At 70.6% G+C, this 25,560-nt stretch carries 22 protein-coding genes; 11 read left to right on the forward strand and 11 right to left on the reverse strand.

Annotation, left to right across the window (positions count from 1 at the left end; translation table 11 throughout):
- Positions 1–9: 9 nt before the first annotated feature.
- Together KF837_02490 and KF837_02495 are read right to left on the reverse strand one after the other, a co-directional pair.
- Positions 10–2,157, reverse strand: coding sequence for a hypothetical protein (locus tag KF837_02490; protein MBX3226147.1), 2,148 nt, complete (start codon positions 2,155–2,157; stop codon positions 10–12).
- 17 nt (positions 2,158–2,174) lie between these two features.
- Entirely contained in the window at positions 2,175–3,623 is a 1,449-nt protein-coding gene (locus KF837_02495) for a serine/threonine protein kinase (protein ID MBX3226148.1), read from the reverse strand.
- Between the two features lie 1,030 nt (positions 3,624–4,653).
- Here KF837_02495 and KF837_02500 point away from each other — a divergent pair.
- From KF837_02500 to KF837_02510, 3 genes are read left to right on the forward strand one after another with little or no spacing between them, the layout of a single operon-like run.
- The gene (locus KF837_02500) at positions 4,654–5,649 is read left to right on the forward strand and encodes a hypothetical protein (protein ID MBX3226149.1); all 996 of its coding nucleotides are present in this window, start codon (positions 4,654–4,656) and stop codon (positions 5,647–5,649) included.
- Between the two features lie 32 nt (positions 5,650–5,681).
- Positions 5,682–6,422, forward strand: a complete 741-nt coding sequence (locus KF837_02505) for a hypothetical protein (GenBank protein MBX3226150.1) — start codon at positions 5,682–5,684, stop codon at positions 6,420–6,422.
- A gap of 15 nt (positions 6,423–6,437) precedes the next feature.
- Entirely contained in the window at positions 6,438–7,724 is a 1,287-nt protein-coding gene (locus tag KF837_02510; protein ID MBX3226151.1) for a hypothetical protein, read from the forward strand.
- A gap of 6 nt (positions 7,725–7,730) precedes the next feature.
- Here the strand turns inward: KF837_02510 and KF837_02515 are convergent, their stop codons facing one another.
- Entirely contained in the window at positions 7,731–9,767 is a 2,037-nt protein-coding gene (locus tag KF837_02515; GenBank protein ID MBX3226152.1) for a cation:proton antiporter, read from the reverse strand.
- Positions 9,768–9,931: 164 nt separating this feature from the next.
- Here KF837_02515 and KF837_02520 point away from each other — a divergent pair, with 164 nt between their 5' ends.
- The gene (locus KF837_02520; GenBank protein MBX3226153.1) at positions 9,932–10,597 is read left to right on the forward strand and encodes a hypothetical protein; all 666 of its coding nucleotides are present in this window, start codon (positions 9,932–9,934) and stop codon (positions 10,595–10,597) included.
- A 6-nt stretch (positions 10,598–10,603) separates the two neighbouring features.
- Here the strand turns inward: KF837_02520 and KF837_02525 are convergent, their stop codons facing one another.
- From KF837_02525 to KF837_02540, 4 genes are read right to left on the reverse strand one after another with little or no spacing between them, the layout of a single operon-like run.
- The gene (locus KF837_02525) at positions 10,604–10,993 is read right to left on the reverse strand and encodes a hypothetical protein (protein ID MBX3226154.1); all 390 of its coding nucleotides are present in this window, start codon (positions 10,991–10,993) and stop codon (positions 10,604–10,606) included.
- A 1-nt stretch (position 10,994) separates the two neighbouring features.
- Positions 10,995–11,573, reverse strand: a complete 579-nt coding sequence (locus KF837_02530; protein MBX3226155.1) for a hypothetical protein — start codon at positions 11,571–11,573, stop codon at positions 10,995–10,997.
- A 3-nt stretch (positions 11,574–11,576) separates the two neighbouring features.
- Complete coding sequence (locus tag KF837_02535; GenBank protein ID MBX3226156.1) at positions 11,577–12,938, reverse strand: hypothetical protein; 1,362 nt, start codon at positions 12,936–12,938, stop codon at positions 11,577–11,579.
- Positions 12,935–13,759 (reverse strand): hypothetical protein, encoded by an 825-nt coding sequence (locus KF837_02540; GenBank protein MBX3226157.1) that lies wholly within the window; start codon positions 13,757–13,759, stop codon positions 12,935–12,937. Before KF837_02540 ends, KF837_02535 begins: the two co-directional genes overlap by 4 nt.
- Before the next feature lie 64 nt (positions 13,760–13,823).
- Between KF837_02540 and KF837_02545 the strand changes: the two genes are divergently transcribed.
- The 4 genes from KF837_02545 to KF837_02560 all read left to right on the forward strand — a co-directional run bounded on the left by KF837_02545 (position 13,824) and on the right by KF837_02560 (position 17,784).
- Positions 13,824–14,945 carry a hypothetical protein gene (locus tag KF837_02545; protein MBX3226158.1) on the forward strand — a complete coding sequence of 374 codons (1,122 nt, stop codon included), beginning with the start codon at positions 13,824–13,826 and terminating at the stop codon, positions 14,943–14,945.
- A 105-nt stretch (positions 14,946–15,050) separates the two neighbouring features.
- Positions 15,051–15,680 carry a hypothetical protein gene (locus KF837_02550; GenBank protein ID MBX3226159.1) on the forward strand — a complete coding sequence of 210 codons (630 nt, stop codon included), beginning with the start codon at positions 15,051–15,053 and terminating at the stop codon, positions 15,678–15,680.
- Positions 15,681–15,697: 17 nt separating this feature from the next.
- Positions 15,698–16,546 (forward strand): DUF350 domain-containing protein, encoded by an 849-nt coding sequence (locus KF837_02555; GenBank protein ID MBX3226160.1) that lies wholly within the window; start codon positions 15,698–15,700, stop codon positions 16,544–16,546.
- Positions 16,543–17,784, forward strand: a complete 1,242-nt coding sequence (locus KF837_02560; GenBank protein MBX3226161.1) for a glutathionylspermidine synthase family protein — start codon at positions 16,543–16,545, stop codon at positions 17,782–17,784. The genes KF837_02555 and KF837_02560 overlap by 4 nt, the downstream gene beginning before the upstream one ends.
- A gap of 8 nt (positions 17,785–17,792) precedes the next feature.
- Here KF837_02560 and KF837_02565 read toward each other — a convergent pair whose 3' ends face one another.
- Positions 17,793–18,350, reverse strand: a complete 558-nt coding sequence (locus KF837_02565; GenBank protein ID MBX3226162.1) for a hypothetical protein — start codon at positions 18,348–18,350, stop codon at positions 17,793–17,795.
- Between the two features lie 241 nt (positions 18,351–18,591).
- Between KF837_02565 and KF837_02570 the strand changes: the two genes are divergently transcribed.
- Positions 18,592–19,809, forward strand: coding sequence for a hypothetical protein (locus KF837_02570; protein ID MBX3226163.1), 1,218 nt, complete (start codon positions 18,592–18,594; stop codon positions 19,807–19,809).
- On the opposite strand, the gene KF837_02575 is transcribed toward KF837_02570, so the two are convergent.
- From KF837_02575 to KF837_02585, 3 genes are all read right to left on the reverse strand, one after another.
- A complete protein-coding gene (locus tag KF837_02575) occupies positions 19,724–20,815 on the reverse strand; it encodes a hypothetical protein (protein MBX3226164.1) in 1,092 nt (363 codons plus the stop codon). The genes KF837_02570 and KF837_02575 overlap by 86 nt on opposite strands.
- A gap of 83 nt (positions 20,816–20,898) precedes the next feature.
- Complete coding sequence (locus KF837_02580) at positions 20,899–21,708, reverse strand: hypothetical protein (GenBank protein MBX3226165.1); 810 nt, start codon at positions 21,706–21,708, stop codon at positions 20,899–20,901.
- Entirely contained in the window at positions 21,705–22,787 is a 1,083-nt protein-coding gene (locus tag KF837_02585) for an aromatic ring-hydroxylating dioxygenase subunit alpha (GenBank protein ID MBX3226166.1), read from the reverse strand. Before KF837_02585 ends, KF837_02580 begins: the two co-directional genes overlap by 4 nt.
- 48 nt (positions 22,788–22,835) lie before the next feature.
- On the opposite strand from KF837_02585, the gene KF837_02590 reads away from it, so the two are divergent.
- Both KF837_02590 and KF837_02595 read left to right on the forward strand, forming a co-directional pair.
- Positions 22,836–23,861 carry a hypothetical protein gene (locus tag KF837_02590; protein MBX3226167.1) on the forward strand — a complete coding sequence of 342 codons (1,026 nt, stop codon included), beginning with the start codon at positions 22,836–22,838 and terminating at the stop codon, positions 23,859–23,861.
- A gap of 42 nt (positions 23,862–23,903) precedes the next feature.
- A complete protein-coding gene (locus tag KF837_02595) occupies positions 23,904–25,298 on the forward strand; it encodes a serine/threonine protein kinase (protein ID MBX3226168.1) in 1,395 nt (464 codons plus the stop codon).
- Positions 25,299–25,560: the final 262 nt, after the last annotated feature.

The following is a 25,560-nucleotide window of genomic DNA, read 5'->3' on the forward strand; positions in this document are numbered from 1 at the left end:
ACGAGCGTATCAGAGCTGCGAAACGCGGCGCATCAAGCTGGCGATCAGATCCGACTGCGGATTTCGCGACCGCTCGATGTCGAGCCCGGCCTGGAAGGACTTCGCCGCCTCGTCCGCGTCGCCGAGGTAGAGCTGCGTCACGCCGAGGAGCTCGAGGTCCGGCGCCGTCTTTTCTTGCTCGAGCATGGCCTGGATGCGCGGGAGCGCGGCCTCGTGCGCGGCGAGGACGGCGTCCTTGTCGGCGGGGTGGCTCTTGGCGAGGACCATCAGCCGGAGCGCCTGCCGCTGGTCCTCCGCCTTGTACTCGGCGAACGCGTCCGAGCCGAAGAGCGTCGCGTACTCCTGGTACGCCTCGCCGCCGCGGCCGTTCTTGGACAGCGTCATGATCTTCTTGAGCGCGCCGACGAGCGCCTCGTTCCGCGGGGTCTCCGGCTTCGTGACGAGCTGGCGCGCCGACTCCGGGACCGCGTCGAAGAGGCCGTCGGTCGACATCTCGATCTCGGGGCCGACCTCGAGCTGCGGAGCTTCGTCGGGATCGTCCGCCGGCACGTTCGGCACGGTGGAGTGCTGCGCCGGCGGCGGCACCGCGGCGCCCGACGGCATGATCGTGCGCGTCGGCTTCACCGCGTGCATCGACCCGCTCGGCGACGACGCGAGCGGCGCGGGCTTGTCCGACGCCTTCTCGGGCGCGGTCTTCTCGGCTTTTTCGGGCGCGGCTTTTTCGGGGGCGGACTTCTCGGGGGTCTTCTCGGGCGCCTTCTCCGGCGGGGTCGACTTCGGGAGCGTCGCGGGCGGGGTCGACTTCGGGGTCGTGCTGAGGCCCTTGATCGTCGGCGGCGCGGGGATGCGCACCGGCGGCGCGGCGGCGCGCGCGGGCGGCGGCACCGACGGGGGGAGCTCCGAGCGCATCGCCGGCTTCTCGTCCTTCGGCGGCGGCGCCGGCGCGGGCGCGGGCTTCGGCGGGAGGGCGGGGTCGAGCTGGAGCGGGTCGAAGAGCGCGCGCGCTTCGGTCGGGAGCTCCTTCAGCTTCTCGCGGAGGGTGGCCTTCGCGACGAAGATCTCCTCGCGCCGATCGTTGCCGAGGAGGCGGCGGAGCACGAGCTCGTTCGGCGTCAGCGAGCGGGCGGAGATCTCGCGGACGATGGGCGTCATCATCGCGACGAGCCGGTCGACGATTTCGATGTATTCGGGCAAGGTGCGAAAATCGGCACCTTCGAACGTAGCGACGATGTTGGGGATGCGCTCGAGGCCGGCGAGGCTCTCGCGCAGCTTCGTCGCGAGGTCCTTGATCAGGGCTCCGTCCTCGTCCTGCAGCTCGAAGTCGCCGCTCGACGCGTCGTCGGCCGGACCGATGCGCGTCGCCTTCACCTTGCCGCTCTCGAAGTCGACGTGGAAGTCGAACCCGAGGTCGCTCGTCGCCTCCGTGCGCAGCTCGAAGGTGAGCTTGTTCTCGCTCTCGACGATCTCCGTCACGACGTGGCGCTCGATGCGGATCGGCTTGACCTTCACCTCCTTCGTGATCCAACCCGCGAGCTGCGGGGCGCGGATCTCGAGGTGCGGCACGATCCGATCGATGCGCATCGGCGCCGCCCACGCGTGGCCGTCGGGGATGCCGAGCTCGAGCGTCCACTCGAGCGCGGGCTCGGCCTTGCCGTCGAGGGTGGCGTCGTACTGTCCCGACTCGAGGAGCCCGAGCCGCGTGACGGCGGCGGTGTCGGGCGGGTCGTGCGGCGCGATGAGGAGGGCGAGCGCGTTCACGCACGCGTCGCGGGTCGCGTTCTCCTCGGCCTCGATCCGCGCGATCGCGTCGGCGAGCATGCGCCGGATCGCGTCGACGCTCTGGCGGTGCGTGTCGGCGATGAGCTGGGTCAGGCGATCGGCGGTGCGCGCGGTGGGCGACTCGGGGTTGCCCTTCTGCGCGGTGACGACGGTGCCCTGCACCGCGTTGATGAAGCGCTCGAGGCGCTGGGTCTCCTGCTCGGCCTCCTCGCCGTAGTGGCGGATCTGGACGCGCCCCTGCTTCATCTTCGCGTCCGCCTGGAGCACGAACACGCAGAAGTCCAACGCATCCCGAAGGAACTCGAGGAAGTTGGACTTCAGCTGCGAGGTCGTCGAATCGCCGTAGAGGTAGTTCATGCCCAGGTCCGAGGGGACCATCCTACGCGATCGGACGACTAGTCGTACGGGTTCGGAGGCAGCGCCGGCGCAGATGACTTGATGGGCCGTGGGACGGCGGGCGCGGGAGCGGCAACCGGCCTCGGTGACGCGCTCGGGGACGTGTTGGGGGTCGCGTTCGGGGGCGCATTCGGAGGTGCGGCCGCGGCGCTCGCCGGTTGCTCTGCGGTCGCGGTCGTGCTCGACGTCGGGGTGGGTCCGGTGGGCCCTGCGGGCCCTGTGGCCGCGTTCTCGCTCGCGCTCGGGGGCGGCTTCGGGCGCGGCGCGGGCAGCGCCGCCGCCGACGCGTTCGCCTTGCGTGCAATGTACACGGACCTCAGCACGAGCAAGCCGAGGCCGAGGCCGACCACCATCGCGACCAGCACGAGGGTCCACGACGTGTGGTTCTCGACGCTGCGGCGTCGGGTGCCGGACTGCATCTCCCGCGACGGCAGCGCGGGCGGCGCGGGCCGCCGCAGCGGCTCCGACGACGGTGGCGGACCGATCCGTTCGTTGAGCAGCGCGGCGACGTCCTGCGCGCCGACGAGGGGACCGCTCCCCGCGAGGTACGCTTCGAGCGCGTCCTGCATGTGGCGCGCGGTCGGCCACCGGCCGTCGGCGGTGGGCGCGAGCGCGGTCATGATGATCTGCTCGAGGACGGCGGGGTAGTCGAGCGCGATGCGCGAGGGCGGCGTCGGATCGCCGGCGAGGATCGCGCGCATGATCTCGGGATCGGTCTCGCCGTCGAAGGCGCGCACGCCGACCGAGAGCTCGTAGAGGACGCAGCCGAGCGCGAAGACGTCGCTCCGGCGATCGAGCCCGCCGCCGGCGAGCTGCTCCGGGGACATGTACGCAGGCTTGCCCTTGATCGTCCCGGCGAGGGTCTGGTGCGTCTTGCCGATCGCCTTCGCGATGCCGAAGTCGGTGAGCTTCACGCGGCCGTCGCCGGTGACGAGCACGTTGTGGGGGGAGACGTCGCGATGGACGACGTTGAGGAGCCGCCCTGCTTCGTCGCGCAGCTCGTGCGCGGCGTGCAGGCCGGCGCAGGCCTCCGCGACGATGCGCGCGGCGACGCGCGGGGGGAGCGCGACGCGCTTGGCGTCCTCGCGCTCGGCGAAGCCGGGGCGGATGATGCGGACGAGGGAGGGCCCGTCGACGAGCTCCATCACGAGGGTGAGGATGCCGTCGAGCTCGCACAGCTCGAAGGTGCGCGCGACGTTCTCGTGCTGGATGCGCATCGCGATGCGCGCCTCGTCGAAGAACATCTTCCGGAACTCTTCGTTCTCGGCGAGGTGCGCGCGCAGCATCTTCACCGCGAAGAGCGATCCGCTCCGCGTGTCACGCGCCGCCCAGACGCGCGCCATGCCGCCGCGACCGACGAGCCCGATGAGCTCGAACGGCCCGATGACGTGACCCGGTCGAAGGTCACGCTCGTCGGCCCACGACGATGCGGCGGCTCCACCGTTCACGGCGCCGTGGAGTATAGTCGACTAAAGGAGCGAAACCCGCCTCCTCGCACGCCCCACCGCGCCAGGCGTACCGGTAGGTCTCCCTCCCCCCGCCGCCGCCCGCCGAACGGTGCCACGGCGCGGCGTTGGTGAGGCGTCGGGCGCCCGAGCCGGTTGGGCGATGGCCGCGATGCGGTTGGGCGATGGCGGCGTGGCCGCGGGCGACGAGCGGGCACCACGCGAGGTGTGCGGGGGGTTCGCGTTGCGCTTGTTCGTCGCGAGCGGGGGGTGGGGTTGTGGACTCGGAAATGGCGCCTTGGCTGGGGCGTGGGCGCGATGCGTAGCGAAAGGCAGATCCTCGCGACGCCGCATACCGAAGGCGTTGCAGCGTGCTGGAGAGTCGTGCACGCCAAAAAAAATCACATGGACGCCACGACATCCCAGGAAAGCCGGGTGGCCGCGTTCGACGCGTCCTTGCCGAGCAGCGGGCCACGGCAATAGACGCCACGACACCCCAGGCAGCCGGGCGGCCGCGCTCGGCGCGACACCCAGCCAGCCGCCCGGGCGGCTGCCACCGGGGGCCCCAGAAGCGGCCGCGCAAGCGGTCGCGAAGCGACCCTCGCGCAAAGCGCGAGGGCCGTGTCTGGGGTGGGGTGTCGGGGCGAAGCCCCGACGTTGAGTGAGAAAAAGAGAGCGCAGCTTGGGCATTCGTTCGCGCAGCGGCCTCTTCACATCATGGAACGCGAGGACCATGTGACGCCTGCTGCGCTCAGATGAGCGCGGGGGACGCATGATCGGTGAGGGACATGCGTGTATGATGCATGTGCTTCGAGGGGCGAGAATCTGCGGTTCTTCGAGGATGATCGGCAAGTGATCTCCGTCGAGTCCTGGTGTCGTGGCGATCCACCTTCGGCGTCCCCCTCCGGAGACACACGGTGATCTGAGGTAGGTAAATCTCCGTTGGATGGCGCTATTTGGGCCGTTGTCATTGGAATCGCGTGGTGAGGGTGTGTCCTACAGGTAGGCATGTGGCTTGCGACGAGGGTGTGACATGCTCTCGGAGAGCCGACTCGTCGCGCGCAGGGGCCTGCGCATTTCTCTCATCGCCGCGCTCGCGCCGGTGCTCGCTGCGGGCGCTGCGCTCGTGGGGAAGACCAGCGCGCACGCCGACGAAGCGACCCAGGCCGACAAGGCGGAGACCGCCGAGAAGTGTGCGGTGCGCCTCGCGATCGCTCTCACCGGGAAGAGCCCCGACGCCGCGCTCCTCGCCGACGGCGATCCGCAGTCGAAGGTCGACGCGATGGTCGCGAGCCCCGAGTTCGCGGAGCGCTTCGCGCGGTTCATCAACTCCGAGTTCAACGGCGGCCCGATCGCCGCCGCGAACGACGACCCCATCTACTACCTCGCGAAGCACGTCATCGGCGAGGGCATGCCGTGGTCGGACCTCTTCATGGGGCCCTACCAGGTGAAGCCCGCTGCCGTCGCCGCGAACGGGATGGACGTGACCGACGACGCCGAGGGGCTCGGCTACTTCCGCACGCTCTCGTGGCAGAAGCGGTACGCGGGCAACGATCCCGGAGGCCTCATGCTCGTCGGCGCGTTCCGCGTCATGCAGAACACGACCGGGCTCGAGCTCGTGCCCTCCGTCGGCGAGCCCGACGACGACCGCACCGCCGAGGGCCGCAAGTCCGGCGTCTGCAAGGGCTGCCACTACGACGCGTGGTTCGCGCTCGACACCGCCGCCGAGCTCCTCCCGACCCGCACCGGGACCGGCGACGCGCTCAAGATCAACCCGCCGAAGGCGACGACGGTGAACCTCCTCGGCAAGGAGCTCAAGGACGATCGCGAGCTCGTCGAGACGCTCGTCTCCTCCGACGCGTGGAAGTTCAACCAGTGCCGCGAGGTCTTCAAGTTCCTCTACGGCCGCCCCGAGAACCAGTGCGAGGCGGCGACGTTCGACGCGTGCGTCGCCGCGCTCGAGACCGGCAAGACCATCCAGAAGGCCGTCGCCGCCGTCGCGAAGGACGCCTCTTTCTGCACGAACTGACGAACTCGAGAACTGAGAACCGAGAGACGACGATGAGCTCCTCCACCACGAAGATCGGTCTCCTCCTCGCGGCCTTCGCCGTGTTCGGCACCGCCGCCTGCGCCGACGAAGCGGACACGCTCACGAACGGCAAGGGCGCGCGCAAGAAGGAGGGCGCGACCGAAGGCGCTCCGTGCGAGAGCGACGAGCAGTGCCAGTCCGGCAAGTGCGACCTCGTCGCGAAGGTCTGCCTCGGCGAGTCCTCCGTCTCCTCCGCGCTCCAGTGCAACGCGAAGCCGGAGAACACGCGCACCTACGCGCTGTTCGACGGGAGCAAGCTCGAAGACAAGCGCGAGAACGAGGGCGTTGCGGTGAACCGCGCGCGCATGAAGCCCTACGCCGTCATGGAGACCGAGTTCCAGCGCGTCATCGGGACGGTGCCGGAGTCGCTCAAGGGCGCGGGCGGATCGTTCGACGCGCCGCCGGCGCGCTGGCACGCGGAGACGGGGTACTCCGGCGTCTCGATCAACAAGATGTACGAGATCGCGTTCGAGGGCTGCCTCGGCTACGCGCGCGAGAACGCGAGCCTCGCCGCCGCGCCGACGGCGGACAGCGCGAAGACGGAGTGCACGAAGCTGATGCGGAAGGCGTGGAGCAAGACGCCGACCGGCGACGAGGTCGAGAGCTGCGTCGACCTCGCGACGAACAAGCTCTCCGGGGAAGAAGACGTCACGCGCCGTTGGTCGTACGTTTGTGCGTCGGTCCTCTCCTCCAGCCACTTCCTCACGTTCTGAGAGCGAGGAGTCACGATGAGCCATTTCTCTCGCCGCAACCTGCTCAAGAGCGCCCTCGCCGCCGCCGGCGCAGCGGCCGGCTCGCGCATCGGTGGACCGCTCGTCAAGAGCGCGTGGGCCGCGCCGGCGGAGCCCGCCCACTTCGTGCACATCTTCTTCAACGGCGGGCTCAACGCGCTCTTCGCGGGCAACGCCGACAAGTTCATCGGCAAGGCCTTCGGCGTCACCGCGCCGGGGACCACGGGCGTCGGCGCGGCGGTCGAGATCGGCAACGGCGTCTTCACCGACGCGGGGACGTTCGGCGGCGTGTCCGCGTTCGCGAAGCAGCACTGGGGCGCGATCGGCATGAAGCACGGTCAGGCGCTCCACACGACGCCGCAGAACCGCCGCTCCGGCGGCGAGCGCGCGATCCTCATCAACGGCGCGCACTCGTACCTCAACGAGCTCGCCGCGCACATGGGCGGCGACTCCGCGTTCAAGGCGGTCTACTTCGGCGATCGCGCGCCGGCGTACGTCGATCAACCCGTCAGCTTCAACAACGTCCCGCTCCAGCGCGTCTCCGATCTCAAGGACGCGCTCGCGGCCGCGAACGGGTCCGACGGCGCCGACTCCCCGACGCGCCCCGAAGGCGCGAACACGCTCGAGACCTCGCAGACGCTCTCGAAGCGGCAGCTCGAGGTGAACCCGAGCAAGCTCGCCACCCTCGACGACGCGTACAAATCGCAGGTCGAGTCGCTGCGGAAGCCGCTCCCGCCGCCGGTCACGTTCGACGAGATCGACAAGGCGTACAACCTCGGCGGCAAGAGCGACGTCACGTCGGTGTACGCCGCGATGCTCGCCGGCGCCGAGATCATGATCCGCGCGGCGGGCTCGAACGTCGTCCACGTCGGCGACTACGGCCTCGCGTCGTGGGACTTCCACCAGGTCGGGACCGGCGGCTCGCTGAACGGCACGTTCTCGCGCAACAAGCTCAAAGGCAACGTCGGCGGCTTCGGCTCGAGCCGCATCAACCCGATCAAGATCTTCCTCCAGCGCATGCTCGAGATGCCGGACCGCAACGTCGTCGTCGCGATCTCGGGCGAGCTCGTCCGCCTCCCGAGCGGCGATCACGGCGACGGCACGGTCGCGATGCTCTTCGGCAAGCACGTGAAGACCGGCGTCTCGTACGGCGTCACGAGCGAGGGCGCGCGCTTCGCGCCGGGCACGCCGACGCCGAAGGGCTTCTGGGCCGCCGTCGCGGCGGCGCTCAAGGTGCCGGGCGCGCCGTTCGGCGAGAACCCGCACGCCAAGCTGATCGCCTGAGCCGTCCTAGGCCGCTTCGCTGAGCAGCGCGCGCGCGGCGTCGATCGCGTCCGCCGCGCCGACCACGACGATGACGTCGTCGGCGCGCACCTGCTCTTCGGCGGGAGGGAGCAGGAGCGAGTCGTCGCCGCGGACGAGCGCGAGGATCGCGGCGCCGGTCCGCGCGCGCAGGTCGATGTCGCCGAGCGAGCGTCCGATCGCCTTGCTCGCGCTCGGGACCGTGATCGGCACGGGGGCGCCGAAGCCGGGGACGGGCTCGGGGGCGGCGTGCGCGCCGTGCGCGTCGGGCGCGCCGTGCGCACCGTGCGCGTCCTCGTGGTGAGGGATGCGGATCGCGGAGAGGAGCGTCGCGCTCCCGGCGCGGACCTCGACGTCGAAGCGGCGCGCGTTCCTCCAGATCGCGTACGCGCACACGGCGCCGAGGATGATGATGAGCGCGAGCCCGATCGCGGGCGGCACGAAGGCGTCGGCGACGGCGATGCACGCCGCGGCGACGGCGCAGACGAGGCCGAGCTGCACGACGAGCGCGACGGGGCGCGAGGCGGCGCCCTCCGTGCCCGCGACCGTGAGCGCGATCGCGCGGCTGAGGCGGACGACGCCGAGGAGGAACGGCAGGCCGACGACGCCCGCGCAGGTGAGGAACACCGCCTCGGACGCGCTCCGGCCGACCGAGAGGCGCTCTCCGATCGTCGCGGCGACGCGATGGTGGAGGACGGCGGAGAGGATGATGAGGCCGACCATCACCGCGGCGTCGAGCGCGAGGAGGAAGGCGAGGCGGCGGAGGCGCGCGCCGCGGGTGGGCGACGCGGGGGTGGCGCGGAGCTGATCGAGCCAGGCGCTGTAGACGGAGATGAACGCGGTGACGCGGCGTGGTGACTTCGCCTCGACGAGCGCGGAGAAGCGCTCCGCCTGCTTCACGAGCGGCGGCGTCGTGAGCGTGGTCAGCGCGGACACCGCGACCGCGACCGGGAAGAGGAACGGCCGCGTCGCGCCGAGCGACGTGCCGAGGCCGGCGATGATGAAGGAGAACTCGCCGATCTGGGAGAGGCTGAGGCCGGCCTGGACGGAGGTGCGGAGCCCGCAGCCGGTGACGACGCCGCCGAGCGTGACGCCGGCGACCTTCCCGACGATGACGACCGCGGAGAGGACGAGGACGGGGATCCAGTTCTCGAGGACGAGGCGCGGATCGATGAGCATGCCGACGGAGACGAAGAAGATCGCGGCGAACATGTCGCGCACGGGGACGATCGCGTGCTCGACTGTGTGGCCGTGACCGGACTCGGAGATGAGGACGCCGGCGACGAACGCGCCGAGCGCGACGGAGTAGTGCATCGCCGCGCAGGCGTGGGCGAAGACGAAGCAGACGCCGATGCTCGCGACGACGGTCGTCTCGATCCGGCCGACCTTGACGACGAGGTTCATGAGGCGCGGCACGACGAGGGCGCCGAGGAGCACCATCACCGCGAGGAAGCCGAAGAGCTTGCCCGTCGTCACCGCGAGCCCCATCGCGTCGAGGCCGTCGCCGCTCGACACGGTCGTCATCGTCGCGAGGAGGAGGATCGCGACGATGTCCTCGACGATGAGGACGCCGTAGACGAGCTCGCGGAGCCGGGGCGCGACCTTCAGCTCCTCGAAGACCTTGGCGATGATCGTCGTGCTCGAGATCGCGATCGCGGCGCCGCCGAACACGCCCTCGAGGCGTGTCCAGCCGAAGGCGTTGCCGAGCGTGATGCCGGCGATCATCATGATCGCGATCTGGATGACGCCGATCACGCCCGCGGTGGGCGCGACGCGGATCAGCTTGGCGACGTTGAGCTCGAGCCCGACCCCGAACATGAGGAGGATGACGCCGAGCTCGGAGAGGATCTGGACCGTCTTCAGGTCGGCGTGGAGCGGGACCGCGACGTGAGGACCGACGATGAGGCCGGCGATGATGTACCCGAGCACGACCGGCTGCTTCAGCCGATGAAAGACCACCGTCGTCACCATCGCGACCGCGAGCACGGTGGTGAGGGTCTTCAAGAACGCGTGCGCGTCTTCCATGGGTCGAGTGAAGTGTCTGCCCGCCGATCGAGCAACATCTCGTCGTTCACCGTCGCCGAGCGCGACACCGTCGCGTTGTGGGACGGCCTACTATCTCCGTGCAAATGACCACGACCGTCGCATCTCTCGACAGTGCGCTCGAGGTGCTGCCGCGTTCGCTGGCGCTGCGGTTCCCCGCCGTCTTCGACGCCGCGACGTGCGCGCGCTGGGTCGAGGGCGTCTACGCCGCGCGCGACGAGTGGACGCACGACTTCGACGGCGAGCAGTTCTCGCTCGGCCGTGCATTCTACACGCACCTCGAGGAGGGCCGGAGCAAGGACTACTTCGAGGACGTCGCGGGCTCCGACGAGCGGGTGGAGCGCTTCGCGCCGGGGTTGCAGGCGGCGATGCGGGCGCTCGTCGCGCGGGTGACGGGGGCGCGCGCGGTGCCGCGGCGCGGCTGGTGCGGTCCGGGCGTGCACGTGTTCCCGCCGGCGGCGCCGGTCTCGCAGCGCGGCGGCGTCGTGCACTTCGACACGGAGGGCCTCGCGTCGCGCCACCTCGCGTCGCGCCGCCCCGCGATCACGCTGGTCGCGATGCTCCAGCCGCCGGAGGACGCGAGCGAGGGCGGCCTCAAGGTCTGGGACGTCCTCTACACCGGTCACGACCACCCGACCGACGAGGAGCTCGCGGAGCGGACCGAGCTCGTCCCCTACGCGCTCGGCGACGTGGTGTTGATCGACAGCTACCGCCTGCACCAGATCCAGCCCTTCACCGGTGCCCGCGAGCGCATCAGCGCCACGGTCCACTGCGCCGAGGTCGACGCGGGGCTGTGGGAGACGTGGTTCTGAGCGGCCTCACTTGAGCAGGTAGCGGCCGCGGGTGCGGCGGGCGAGCTTGTCGAGGAGGGAGCGTTTGGCGCGCGCGGTGCTCTTCTCTACGGCCGTGGCCTTCGTCGTGGGCTCGCGGCGGCCGGTCTCGAGCGTGAGCTCGTGGCGGAGGTCTTCGATGCTGGCCGGCTCGTGCTCGCGATCGGGGAAGTTCAGGTACGCCTCCGGGAGACCGTAGTAGCGAGCGGCGCGGTCGTACGCGATCGCGGCGGCGACCGCGGTCGAATAACCGCTTATCGAGTGTGCGCGGTTTCGTACGACGATCAGTATTCGCCATTCGCCCTTTCGGTAGACGTAGGGATAGACGCCGCGGAAGGGACCGCTCGTGGGCTTGGGCTTTTTCGGAGTTACGGGCACGTCAACCTACGATGGGGCGGAGGTAGTGGAATTTGTCTTGCCGCAGGTCGTCGACGGTGAGGCCCCAGTCGTCGTCGCGCGGTATCAGGTACATCACGTCGGACTTTACGCTCGCGAAGCTCACCGCGCCGAGGCCGCCGAGGATGCGACCGAAGACGTCGCGCCGCCAGAGGTGCGCCTCGGGGATGTCGCAGAGGCGCTGGAGCGTGAAGTGCGTCGGCGACGGGCGCAAGAGCAGGAGCGTCATCGTGAAGGTGAGGAAGCGCGGGTCGCCGCCGCGGTACGCGTCGGCCTTGCCCGAGGGCTGGCGGCGCGCGCCCTCCTCCGTCGTCATGCCGCCGAGCCACATCTTGAAGTCCTTCTCCGCCTTGTCGTCCTCTTCGAAGAAGTCCCAGCAGCCGCGCTCGATGACGCCGAGGTTCGCGAGCAGCGCGTCGCACGCGCGCTTGTAGAGCGCCCACTTGTGCTGCAGACCGATCGCCGCGGGCTGCTCCTTGATCGCGCCGCGCAGCACGCCGAGCAGGTCGGGCGCGCGATCGAGCCGCGCGGCGACCTCGATGGAGAAGATCGAGGACCCCATCGTTCAGCTCGACGTGCTCGGGCTGGTGGTGCGGTTCCACGAGCCGCTCCGGCTCCCGCGCGCGCCGAGGATGACGCCGGTGCCGACCGCGACCGCGACCGGCACCATCCCGAAGTTCGTGGGGCGCGGGCGCGGGGCGGCGGACGTGGAGCTCGTCGGCGTCCCGACCGAGTACGGCGTCGCGCGCGGCTTCGGCTTGTAGACCTGGACCTCGTTCGGCGTCCGCACCGCCGCGACGGAGTCCCAGTGGTTCCAGAAGTCCGCGTTCCTCTGCGCCGACCCGCCGTACCAGAACGGCGTCGCCGCCCCCGCGTCGCCCGGGCTCGCCTGCTCGAAGGCCATCGCCGGGCACACGTGGAAGCCGATGTTCGCCGCCGCGTAGGCGAGGAAGTCGTCGACGAGGTCGTCGAGCTCGAAGCGATCGACCGCGTTGGGCCCGACGTAGAGGACGTCCTTCACGCCGAGCGCGAGCAGCTTCTCCGGCGTCGGCATGCGCGCGGTGTGGCGGTTGTCGAACTGGGTCGCGTCGTCGACGTAGCTCGAGAGGCGGTTTCGATCGAGCACGAACATCGGCTGCGCGCTCTTCGACTCGGCGCGCTTCTTCGCGAAGAGCGGCTGGTAGTAGATCGCGGCCGCGAGCGTGAGGTGCGCCGGGACGACGCCGCGCGGATGGGGCCAGTTGTCGAACAGGAAGACCGGGTCGAGGATGCCGGCCGCGCCCGCCGCGAACGCGACCGCGCTCGTGCCGGGGAGGTCGACGACGACGGCGAGGTCCTTCGCCTTCGGCGCGACCGCGAGCAGCGCGGCGAGCGCGCGCCCTTGCTCGAACGCGATCTGCATCGGGCTCGTCATGACCGGGACGATGACGTCCTTCAGCGGCTTGAAGGGCGGCGCGTCGGGATCGCCGGTCGGCTTCGACTTCGGCATCGCGCCGGGCGACTGGAAGAGGGTGGGGACGAACCACGGCGCGTGGGCGGCGTTGGCGGGCGCGAGGTCCTTGTCGACGCGATCGAGCGCGGCGCGGTCGAACGGCGCGGTCGAGGTGCCGTCGAACACGAGCGGATCGCCCGTCGCGCCGAAGCTCCAGCCGAACTCCTTCTGCATCTCGAGCGCGGACTTGTTCGCGAACTCGAAGTCGGGCTTGCTCGAGAACGGCGAGAGCGAGCCGCCCTTGAACGCGCGCGACGCGCACGTCCCGATGAGCGCCATCGCGCCGAGCACGCCGCCGAGCGCGAGGAGCCCCTTCAGCGCCTTCCGCCGCGGCACCTCCGTCGCGATGCTCTCCTGCCACCAACGCGCCCCGACGATGCCGGGCTTGTCGATGGTCTCCTTCTGCGTGAAGACGGGGCCGGGGACGTTGGTCACTTGGTGCTCGCGCGGAGGGCCTCGAGGAAGTCGGGCTTGAACACCCCGTCCACGCGAATGGAGTAGCGGAAGAACGGATCGGCGTCGACCCCGTGATAATCGTGGTCGTTGAACCAGTACGCGCGTCCGTCGACCGGCGTCTTCGTCTTCGTCTCCTCGTCCCAGAGGTAGAGCCGCTTGTCGCCGGCGGGGCAGAGCGTGATGAAGTGATCGGGGCCCGTCTCGGCTTGGTCCTCCGGCTCGCCGTCGCGGTGCACTGTGCCGTGGTCGTTCGCCTCGAGCCCCATGACGTTGCAGCGGCCGATGTGCTCGAACGGCAGGCTCTTCGCGAGCGCCACCGTCTTGGGGAAGAACGTGCGCGCGACGCGGGTGAAGGCCTTGCCGGCCGGGTCGCTCTTCTCCGTCCAGTACCGGTTGGGAATGAGCTCCACGTACGCCTTCCACGGGAAGTAGACCTTGTGCCGGACCTTGAGCCACAGCATCTGCCGCCGCGAGAGCGGGTGATCGCGCTCCTCTCCGAACTCGCTCTCGTCGCGTGCGACCGGCACCGACGCCGGGTCCTCCGCGAGCGAGCGGAAGGTCGCGTAGTCGGCGTCGCTCATCGCGCGGATCGCCTCGCCGTAGTCGACGATCGCCTCGCCGGTGCGCGACGCCGGCATGATCCCCATCGAGCGGTGGCTCCCGCCGGTGTAGTCGACCGACACCTGCGTGAGCGCGAGGCAGATCTCGTCGTGCACCGCGTCGAGCACGCCGAGCTCGAGGTCGAGCAGCGCCTCGAGCCGCGCGAACGGAACGCCGGGGAACACGCCGAGCAGGGCCACCCGTGCATCGTAGCCCGCCGGTCGGCGCCTTGACTTTCAGATCGAGGGTGGAATGAAGCCGCCGATGCTCAAGGCCACTTCCTTCGCGGCGCTCTTCGTACTCGCGGCTTCGGGTTGCACCGCCGCCCCGGCGGACGATCACGCGGACACGTCCACCGCCGCCGTCGTCACGCTGGCGACCGATCCGTCGTTCGGCGCGAGCGGCGTCGTCGACGTCCACCAGGGCTGCTTCGGCGCGGCGCCGCTCCAGGACGGGAAGGTCCTCGCCGTCTGCACGGGGAGCTCGGGGATCTACCGCTTCGACGCCGACGGCGGCGTCGATCGGACGTTCGGCGAGCACGCCGGCGTGACGTGGAGCAGCTTGTACCTCCCGCTCCTGAGGGTCGCGCCCGACGGACGCATCTACCTCGTGTCGCAGAACGGCAGCGACAGGATCCTCGTCCAGCGCCTCACCCCCGAAGGCGCGCGGGACACGTCGTTCGGCGACGGCAGCGTCGTGCGGATCGAGGGCGCGCGCAGCGCCTCGCGCGTCGCGACGATCTCGCCGGAGGGGGAGCTCCTCCTCGGACTGAACGAGGCGGGAGGCTCCACGCGTGTCCTCGCGCTCGGTGACGACGGCGCCGTCGCGCGCTCGATCGAGGTCCCCTTCGGCCCGCGCGGCGAGGTCTCGAGCATCGCGCACGACGCGGCCGGTCGTCTCGTCGTCGCCGGCGTCGACGGCGCCACCTCGCAGCCGGCGCTCGCTCGCTTCATCGACGGCGTGCTCGATCCGTCGTTCGGCACGAACGGCGTCGCGACGATCGACTTCCGCGACGGCGGCTACGCCTGCGGCGTCGAGCCCCTCGGCGGAGCGATCTACCTCTCCTGCGCGACGAGCCGCGAGGCCGCGATCGCGCGCGTGACCGACGACGGCGCGCTCGACCCGAGCTGGGCGACGGCCGGTTTCCTCGTCGCCGGCTACGGCTGGTCACGGACGATGAGCTTCGATCCGTTCGGACGCCTCATCCTCCTCGAGCACGGCGAGCTCCGTCGGTTCGACGCGCGCGGCGCGGTCGAGCTCACGCTCGCGCTGCCCGGCTCGCTGCCCGTCGGCCGCCTCTCCTTCCAGGCGGACGGCAAGCCGATCGCCTCGTTCGCCCGCGACGTCAGCCGCGGCGGCGTCGTCCGGTTCTTGCCGCTCCCGTAGCTGTGCTGCCGCGCGGCGGGGCGCTCTGCCACGCGGCAGCGCCGCCAACTATCCGAATTCGCATAGCGCGGCGCCGGCACGCGGCGAGCAGCGAGACCGTGCATCATGCAAGTCGATCGCGGTCGTTTCCTCCTCTTCGTGTCCACGCTCGCCGCCGGCGGCGCGGCGGGCTACCTCCTGTCCGAGAAGGACGTCGTCCCGCACCTCGCGGATCGCGCGGCGGCGCCGCCGGAGCCGCTGCCGGAGCCGGCGCACGTCCTCGAGCTGCCGGCGTCGACCGAGCTCACCTCCGCGAAGGCGGCGTGCGACGACTCGGCCGGCGAGCCGGGGGACTGCCCCGCGATCGGGCTGCCCACCGCCGAGGGCGGCTGCGGCGGCCTCGCCGCGATGCGGTGCGCGGACTTCAAGAAGACGATGAAGCCGCGCGTCGCGGAGCGCGCGGTGTCGTGCTTGAACAAGCTCACCGCGGCGGAGCGCTGCGACCCGAAGCGGATCGAGCTGTGCGCGCACGTCGCGCTCATGAACGCGTGCGACGACTCGAGCGCCGAGAGCGTGACGAGGTCGTGCGACGCGATCGCCGCGTCGTGCACCGGCGCCTCGAAGACCGAGTGCGCGCTCGCGATGAGCGGCCTCGAGGAGATCGGCCGCGAGGCGATGACCGAGTGCGCCAAGAAGCACTGCAACGACAAGGGCGTCCTCGGCTGCGAAGCCGCGAGCCTCACCGCGCAAAAGTAAGGTACCCTCCGGCGTCGATGGATGACGTCGACGTCAAGCCGCTCTACCTCGTGAGCTTTGGGGCGGCGACGACGCTCTTGATGCTCGTGGCGGCGCTGATCGCGCGGCGGAGCTTGGCGGCGGAGCTCACGAAGGGGAACTCGGCCCAGCGGCTCTTCGCGGTCGGGCAGGTGTCCGCGATCTTCCTCGTCGCCGCCAACGCCGTGAAGTCGTCGGTGGAGGGGGAGAGCATCCTCCACGACGCGACGTGGGTCGGCGCCTTCGGGCTCGCCGGCGTCGTCCTCATCGCGGTGACGGGGCGGCTCGGGGTGGGGCTGCTCCTCCACTCGCGGCTGCCGGCCGAGATCGAGCGCGGCAACGTCGCGGCGGGCCTCGCCGGCGGCGCCCACTACGTCGCGACCGGCATCATCACGTCGCACGCGATGGCGGGGAACGACGTCGGCACGCTCGGCATCTCGGTCGTGTTCTTCGTCCTCGGGCAGATCACGCTCCACGTGTTCGTGTCGCTCTTCCGCGCGCTCACGACCTACGACGACGCGGAGCAGATCGCGGGGGAGAACCTCGCCGCCGCGCTCTCCTACGCCGGGGCCGCGATCGCGATCGCGATCATCATCGCGCGCGCGGCGGAGGGCGACTTCACGGGATGGAGCGCGTCGCTGAAGGGCTACGCCGGCGTGATCGCGTGCGTGGTCGCGCTCTACCCCGTGCGGCAGGTGTTCGTGCAGATGCTCCTCCTCCGCGCTCCGCTCAAGCTCCGCGGCGGGCCGATCGACGAAGGCATCTCGGTCGAGCGCAGCGCCGGCCTCGGCGCGCTCGAGGCCGTGACGTACATCGCGACCGCGCTCTCCATCACCCGCCTGGCATGACGGACTACGACGCGTTCGCGCGTCGCATCATCACGAGCGGCGTGCTCTCCGACCCCTGGATCGCGGGCCAGCCGCGGTTCCGGCAGGAGCCCTACGTCGTATCGGCGTCGTTCCAGCAGGAGCTCTATCGCGCGGCCGAGGAGGTCGCTGCGGTCTACAACGAGCTGTGCCTCATCGTCGCCGACGAGCCGCGCTTCCTCGACGACTTCTTCGGCCTCACGCCGTATCAGAAGGCGATGTGGCAGGCGTCGCAGCCGCACTGGCACGGCATCGCGCGCGCCGACGTGTTCCTCACCGACGACGGGCTCGCGTTCACCGAGATCAACTGCGACACGCCCACCGGCGAGGCGGAGGCGGTCATCCTCGGACGGCTCGGGGTGGAGGACGCGGAGGACGCGTCGCTCGTCGATCCCAACACGGCGCTCGAGGAGCGCTTCCTCGCGATGATCGCCGCGATCGCCGCGCGCGACCTCGACGACGACGCGCCGAAGGCGATCGGGCTCGTGTACCCGACCGAGTTCACGGAGGACCTCTCGCTCGTGCGCCTCTACAAGCTGTGGCTCGAGACGCGCGGCTACGACCTCGTCCTGGGGTCGCCGTACAACCTCGCGAGCGACGGCGGTCGCACGGTGCTCTTCGACGCGCCGGTCGGGGTGGTGCTCCGTCACTACAAGACGGACTGGTGGGGCGAGCGCCAGAGCGTCTGGGACGACGACGAGGTGCCGGACACCGACGCGCTCCACGAGTCGCTCACGGCGCTGTTCGAGGGGATGGCGGCCGGCAAGGCCACCGTCGTGAACCCGTTCGGCGCGACGCTCCCGCAGAACAAGCGCGCGATGGCCTTCTTCTGGGAGCACATCCATCGCTTCTCGCCGCATTCGCAGGACGTGATCCAGCGCTACGTCCCGCTCACGCAGCGGCTCGAGACGATGCACGAGGAGCAGCTCGCGGTGCAGCGCGAGGAGTGGGTGCTGAAGAGCGACTACGGCGCGGAGGGCGAGGAGGTCATCGTCGGCAAGCACGTGACCGACGAGGTGTGGCGCGAGTCGCTCCTGCACGCGCGCCCGAAGCGCTGGGTCGCGCAGCGCTTCTTCGAGGCGAAGCCGATCGACGAGCAGGGCTCGATCGTGAACCACGGCGTCTTCCTCGTCGCGGGTGAGGCCTGCGGTCTCTACGCGCGCGTCCAGGTCGGCCCGACCGACGACCACGCGCTCAGCGCGCCGGTGCTCGTCCGCTGAGCGATGGATCAGCGCACGAGCGTGACGTCTCCCGCGGGCTCGCCGTCGATCTCGTACGTGTAGTGGAGCTTCCCGTCTTCGAGCGCGAGGACCTGCGTCGCCTTCGACCATCCCGACGGGAAGATGTACCCCGTCCAGCTCCGCCCCGAGATCGTGTGCGAGAGCTTCTTGCCTCCGTTCGTGAGCGTCGTCTCGTGGCACCACGTGACGCTCTCGCCGCCGCCGAGCGAGGTGTTCTCGCAGTCCTTGCCTTCGTCGACGTCGAGGAACGGCGCCCGATCGACCGCGGGCACGTTCGGCGCGTCGACACGCATGATGCGGAGCCGCGTGCCCTTCGTCGTCTTCGTCACCGGATCGACCGCCTGATCGGTCACCACGATCAGGACCTCGGCGGGGAAGGCCTTCACCTCGCTCGCGTCGCTCTCGACGCGCCAGCGCCCGGTAAACGCGTCGAGGCTCGCGCGCGCCTCCGCCGTCGCCGCGCCTTCGGACGAACCGGCTTCGTCGTCGTTCGTGCTCACGCACGCAGCAGCCAGAAGGAGGAGAGGAGCGAGGAGGCGGCGCATGCCCTCATGTGTGCAACGGTGGGGCCGCGCGTATCTCCGCGAGAGGACGTGGCGCGCCCGGATGATCTCGGATCGAGGCGCCGGAAAGCCGTCATGCGGGGGAGACGCAGGGCGCGGACTCGGGTCCTCTTCCTGAAATCAGCCGCAGCGTAAATTTGCGTTTCCCTGAAACTTTTGGCGACTGCTTGCATACAGTGTGCGCAGACGGTATGGAGGGCGCGAATCACCCGAAAGGCCTTCCATGTCGCGGCTCAACACGGTTCTTGGCATTGTGCTCCTCTCGGTCGCGGCTTGTGGAAGCGAGCCCGACGCAGAGGTCCCGGTCGAGGACCGGACTCCTCAGTTCGCCGGGAGCCGGAAGGAGCCGCGTGAGCCGAAGCCCGCGCCGCCGATCTGCGCCGAGGCGCGCGGCTCGTACCTCGCGGAGCGTGAGCCCTCGAACGTCCTCTTCCTCTACGACCGCTCCGGCAGCATGCACATCCAGCTGCCGAGCAAGGCCACGCGCTGGGACGCGACGAAGAAGGGCTTCTTCGATCTCCTCGGCAAGCTCCCCCGCACGACCGCGGCGGGGCTCATGCTGTTCCCGCAGGGCGACGCGCCCGTCAACGCGTGGTGCGGGATCGACGCGTCGGTGAACGACGTGCGCTGCAAGTCGAGCTGGCCGGAGCCGAGCCAGGCCGCGCGCTGCGACGCGAGCAAGTACGTCACGAGCGTGTCGAGCGATCACCTCGAGGTCGAGCAGATCGAGCGGCTCCGAGAGAGCGTCTCCGCCTCCGACACCGAGTTCTACTGGGGCACGCCGCTCGCGTCCGCGCTCGGCGCCGCGATCGCCGCGCAGCGCGCGTCGACGTTGCCCGGCGCGAAGTCGGTCATCCTCCTCACCGACGGCAACCCGACCTCGTGCGGCGAGAGCGGGATCACGAACGACGTCTCGCACGTCGTCGACGCGGCGAAGGTCGGCCTCGACGGCGCCGGCCCGCTCGTCCGCACCTTCGTCATCGGCCTCGTCGACTCGAGCCGGCAGGCGGCGAAGGCGTCGAACCTGTCGCCGGTCGCGGTCGCGGGCGGCACCAAGCGCGCGCCGGGCTGCGAGAAGAACGACTCCTGCTTCTACAAGCTGACCGACGAGAGCTTCGCCGACGACCTCTCGGCGGTGTTCGACGAGGTCAGCCGCCAGGCCTTCGACTGCACGTTCAACCTCCCCGCCGCGACCGACCTGACCGATCCGTCGCTCATCAACGTGCAGCTCGCGGGCAGCGGCACCGTCGCGCGCGATCCGGGCCGCAAGAACGGCTGGGACTACCTCGAGAACGGCACGCAGATCCAGCTCTACGGCGAGGCGTGCAGCGCGATGAAGGACGAGGCCGCGTCGCTCAGCGTCGTCCTCGGCTGCAAGACGATCGTAGAGGAGTCGGCGCCGGAGGCGGACATCGACGTCCGCGCGCCCGCCGGCCCCTGACGAGCGCGAGCCCGAAGAGCGCGACGAGCACCCCCGTCGGCGTCGCGCTCGATCGCGCGCCCGCGTGACAGCCGTCCGACTCGGTGCCGGTCGGATCCTCCGCCGACGTGCCGGGCGGATAGACCGCGCTGTCGCACGCTGCGACCTGCTGCTTCACGAACGCTGCGACCTTCGCCTCGTCGACGTGGAGGTCCATCGCGTGCGGCACGCACACCGTGTTCTCGACCTTCGTGACCTCGCCGATGACGTGCGTCGTCGCGTGGACGCAGTACTCGTCCCACGTCTCCTCGAAGATGCGCGTCGAGCTCGCGAGGCGGGTGCTCGTCGTGCCGTCCTTGTTTCGGCCGAACACGTCGGTCTCGAGCTTGAGGAGACCGCGATCGCCGGCGGGGACCTCGGCGGCGGTGAACGTGACGTAAGGCCACGCGACGCGACGGGTCGCGATCTCCGACACCCTGTCGCGGCCGCCGCTGCAGTCGCCGAGGCCGCCCTTCGTCGTGCACTGGATCTTCGGCGACGACGGATCGTCGAGCTCGTACGCGGTCGCCTTCACCGTGAGCTGGGCCGGCGTCGCGGTGAGGACGCGATCGTCGACCGTGACCTCGTACGACTCGCTCCTCGGCTCGCCGTCCGGCATCTCCGCGAACGTGATCGTGACGGTGAGCGCGCCGACGGGGAGGCCGCCGCCGTCGGCGCTCCAGAAGTAGCCGATGGCGCCGTTCTGATCGTCGAGCAAGCGGAACGCGCCGGCGACGGTCTCGCCGCCCTTCTTCACGTCGACCTGCACGCGCGCCGCGATCGAGGCGAGGTCCGCGAGCGACTCTCCCGCCGCGATCTGGAAGCGAAGCGCGCCGTTCTTCGGCAGGCCTCCCTCGCGCTGGAGCTGCACGTTGCGGATCTCGGTCGGGTCGATGTGGTCCGGCGGCGAGCACGCCTCCGCGGGCTTCGTGGCGGCGAGGGACAGCGCCGCGACGGTCGCGGCGGCGAAGAGGAAGCGAGGAGACATGCCCGCGTTGTAGCAGCTGGCGTGCCGGGTGAAATCGGGCCGATCTCGCGGGGTTCGCGGCGGCACAGCCCGACACACCGCGATCACTGCGCCCGGATCGACTCGACGAAGCCCGGCTCGAACACGCCGTCGACGCGGATCGAGTAGCGGAAGAACGGGTCCGGCTCGACGCCGTGGTAGTCCATGTCGTTGAACCAGTAGATCGGCGCGTCGATGATCGTCTTGTTCCCGCCGGTCGGGTCGCACACGTAGAAGCGCTTGTTCTCGCGCGGGTCGAACGAGATCGACTGCGCGATCGACAGCGCCTTGCCCGGCTCCGAGTCGCGGTGCGCGGGTGCGTGGTCGTTCGCCTCGATCCCGAAGAGGACGACGCGGCCGATCTCGGTGAACGGCAGCGACTCGACGAAGGCGACCGTGCGCGGGAGGAGCGCGCGCGCGTCGGGCCGGAAGTCCTTCCCGTCGCCGCTGTGTTTGTCCTCCCAGCGATCGTTCTCGAGCAGGTGGTAGCAGACCTTCCACGGGAAATAGACCCCGTAGCGGTACTTCAAATAGAGCATCTGCTCGCGGGAGAGCGGGTGATCGGTCTCGTCGCCGAAGCGGTACTCGCGCGCGCGCTCGGGGTCGAAGCCCTCCGGCGGTACGCCGTAGCTCACGAACGTCACGAGCTCCTCCTGCGAGAAGCCCTCGACGACACGCATGTAGTCTGCATACGGATCGGAGGTGACCCACGGCGCGGTGACGCCCATCCACTTGAGGCTCCCGCCGGTGTACGACGTCTCGAGGCGCGGGAGCGCGCGCATGATCTCGTCGTCGATCGCCGCGAGCGGAGACGGATCGATGAGGGACGAGAGGTCCGCGTACGGACGCCCGAAGATCCCGCAGAGGCGACTCATCGCGCGTGCGCCTCCGCGACCAGACGATCGAACGCGTGCATTCCTTCCTCGACCGACGCGTAGCACACCGGCACGAACGCGCGCGACGACGCGTTCGCTTGCTGGTCCTCGCAGATCGCGCGGTCCTCCGCGTTGATCTCGTCCCACAGCTCGTAGATCGCGGCGTCGTCGGTCGCGGCGGGGTGGAACCAGACGTCGAACGTGATCGCGGTCTCGTCCGCCGCGCGCGGCTCGAGGCGGTAGAGCAAGAGGTAGTCGGGCTGCAGGCTCGTGAGGAGGGAAGGGAAGAGCATCGCGTCGTGGACGCGGCCGCGTGGTCCGACGAGCGGGCGCCCCTCGAGGCGGCCCGTCCGCGACACGGTCTCGGCGTCCTCGATCTCCATCGTGCCGCCGAGCCACCGCCCGCCGCCGAGCCACGTGCGCGCGTCGCGCGTCGGCGTGAGCGCCTCGAGCGCGCGATGCACGCGCGGGAAGTGGTGCGACTCCTGGAAGTTCTCGACGCACAGCTTCCAGTTCGCGCGCGTCGTCCACGCCGTGCGCCGTCCGAGGCGGAGCGGTCCGAGCGCGTCGAGCCACGGCGGCGTCGCGCCCATCTGCTCCGCGAGCGCGGGCGCCTCGTCGCTCAGCGTCACGAACACGAAGCCGCGCCACGTCTCCACGCGGACCGCGCGCATCGCCTCGTTCGCGAGCCCGCTCGTGAACGGCGCGCTCGCGAGGCGGCCGTCGAGCTCGTAGGTCCAGCCGTGGTACGGGCACTCGAAGCGGAGCGTGCGCCCGCACGCCGCGCGGCCCACGATCGAGGCGCCGCGATGGCGGCACACGTCGAAGAACGCGCGGAGGTGGAGGTCGGGCCCGCGCACGACGAGCACCGGCTCGCCCGCGACCGTCACGCGGAGCCACTGCCCCGGAAGCGCGACCTCCTCTTCGCGGCCGGCGCACAGCCACGCGCGCCCGAAGATGGCGCTCTCTTCGAAGCGGAACACGGCGCCGTCGGTGAACGCCTGCGCGGGGAATGGCCGCGCGCGCTCGAGCGGCGCGAGCACCGCCTCGACGTCCGAGCGCGCGAGCGGGGAGGGCATGCGCGAACGATAATCCATTCGTCCCCGCGGGCGAGGTAGGCTCCGAGCGTGAGCCCGCGTCTGCTCTTCGTCCTCGCGTTCGCCGTCGCCGGTTGCGGGAGCGCGCCGCCTCCGCCGCGGCCCGCCGTGACCGAGCGCCGGGTCGAGCCCGAGCCGGTGAAGCCGTCGACGATCGTGACGGAGAAGGAAGAGCCGAAGCCGGAGCCGTGGCGGCCGACCGAGTCGGGCGGCGACGCGCCGGTGCCCTACGTCCGCAACGAGCGGACCTCCCGCCTCGACGCGCTCCTCCCGAAGGGCCGCGGGAAGGAGGTATGGCGCACGCCGCTCGCGCTCGCCGACGCGCCGGCCGTGCGCGCGACGTTCGTGCTCGCGGCCGGCAACCGGATCGCAGTGACGACCGCCGACGCGTGGATCCTCTTCGACACGAAGGGCGTTCGCATCGCAGGGCGCGAGCTCGAGTCTCCCTACGTCCGCATCGATCGCGCGAGCGGGGCGGTCGTCGCGGACGACGTGCGCGCGCCGGACCTCCCCGCCGACGCGAAGACCGCGGCGAAGAACGGCCTCGTCGTGCTCGTGAAGGACGGCGCGGTGGCGGTGGGCGAGCGCGCGATCGAGGGGAAGTTCGAGGCGTTCGACGTGGCGATCGACGAGAGCTCGGTCGCCTCCGTCGTCGTGAAGCAAGGCGAGGAGCTCTCGCTCTGGACGGTGCCGATCTCGTCCCGCGGCGCGATCGGCCGGCACAAGCTCGGCAAGGGCAAGCGGCCGATCGGTCCGCCCGTGCTCGGCAAGAACGTGCGCGTCGTCGTCTTCGACACCGGCGTCGTCGCGTACGCGCTCGACGGCAAGAAGCTCTGGGAGCGCAAGGGCGCGCCGAGCGGCGGCGTCTCGATCACGATCGACGATCAGGTCCTCGTCGCGGATCAGAACAAGGTCGTCGCGGTGGATCGGAAGGGCAAGGCGACGGAGCTGTGGTCCGCGCCCGACATCGTCCTCGCGACGCCGCCGATCATCAACGGCGAGGGGCTCCTCCTCGTCGCGAGCGCGGAGCTCCTCCACGCGATCAGCTTCACCTGACGCCGTGGCGGTCGCAGCGGAGGCGCCGTATCATCGCGCAGAGTGCTCTCGCCGAGCGACAACATCGAACGATACGAGCTGCTCGGCGAGCTGGCGACCGGGGGCATGGCGACCGTGTACCTCGGCCGGCAGCGCGGCGCGCTCGGCTTCTCGCGCACGGTCGCGATCAAGAGCATGCATCCGCAGCTCGCGAAGGACCCCGCCTTCCGCGCGATGTTCATCGACGAGGCGCACCTCACCGCCCGCATCCGCCACCCGAACGTCGTCCCCACGCTCGACATCGTCCAGTCGGAGTCGAAGCTCCTCCTCATCATGGAGTACGTCGAGGGCGTCTCGCTCTCGGTCCTCCTCAAGGAGGCGAAGGCGCGCGGTATGCACCTCCCCGCCCGCGTCGTCGCCGCGATCGTGCACGACGTCCTCGAGGGGCTCCACGCCGCGCACGAGCTCCGCGACGAGAACGGCCAGCCCCTCGGCGTCGTTCATCGCGACGTGTCCCCCCAGAACATCCTCGTCGGCGTCGACGGCGTGGCGCGCGTCGTCGACTTCGGCGTCGCGAAGGCGACGGGGCGCAGCTACAAGACGCAGACGGGCGAGATCCGCGGCAAGGTCGGCTACATGGCGCCGGAGCAGATGTTCGGCGAGGAGCTCGACCGCCGCGTCGACGTCTACGCGAGCGGCGTCGTGCTGTGGGAGGCCCTCGCCGGCGAGCGCCTCTTCAACGCGCCGACCGACGCCGCGCTCGTGCTCCTCGTCACGAAGGGGACGATGACGCCGCCGAGCGTCACGCGCGGAGAGCGCCTGCCGGAGGGGCTCGATCAGCTCGTCGAGCGCGCGCTCGCGCAGGATCCGGCCGCGCGCTTCGCGACGACGGCGGAGATGAGCCGCCGCCTCACGGAGGTGGTGAAGCCGGCGAGCCGCGACGAGGTCGGCCAGCTCGTGCGCGGTCTCTGCCCGCAGGAGACCGAGGCGCGCGCGCGCTTCTTCAAGTCGCCCACGCCGTCGTCGCCGTCGTTCAGCGCGTCGGTGATGAACGCCGAGTCGAAGGCGGTCCTCGAGGTCCTCACTCGAGCGACGATGTCGCGCGAGGTGTCGAGCGTCGACGCGATCCCGCAGCGCGGGGTCCCCGTCCGTCTCTCCGTCCTCGCGATCATGGCGATCCTCTCGACCGGCTTCCTCTTCTATGCGCTCTACGCGGGGCGACTCCAGGCGAGCGCGCCGCCGGTGACGGCGATCGCCGCGCCGGAGCCCGAGCCGCCGCCTGCGGTCACGGTGCCGCCTGCGCCTGCGCCGCCGCCTCCTCCTCCCGCGCCGAGCGCCGCGCCGGTCGCGAAGCCGGCGAAGCACAAGCCTGCGCCGAAGCCGCCGGCGAAGGACTGCACTCCGCCGTACACGACCGACGCGGCGGGCAACCGTCACTACAAGCCGGAATGCATCTGAGCTCCGCGCGCGCGGCGTTCGCGGCCGTCTTCCTGATCTCGCTGCCCTGTCGTCGCATCGAGACCACAGAGGCGGTGTAGCGGCGACGCAGCAAGCGCCGACGCGCGCACGTCGTAGTGCATCTTTGCACGCGGCACGGACCGTGCTCAGAGCGGTCCGCGTGAGCGCATGCGGCGCCGTATTCCAGGCTTCACCCGCCGGCGACCCGTGCGCGTGCGGAGCCGCCGACTCCGCAATTGTTCGTTGGAGCTCGCATGATTCT

This window comes from Labilithrix sp. (assembly GCA_019637155.1).
Lineage (GTDB): Bacteria > Myxococcota_A > Polyangia > Polyangiales > Polyangiaceae > Labilithrix.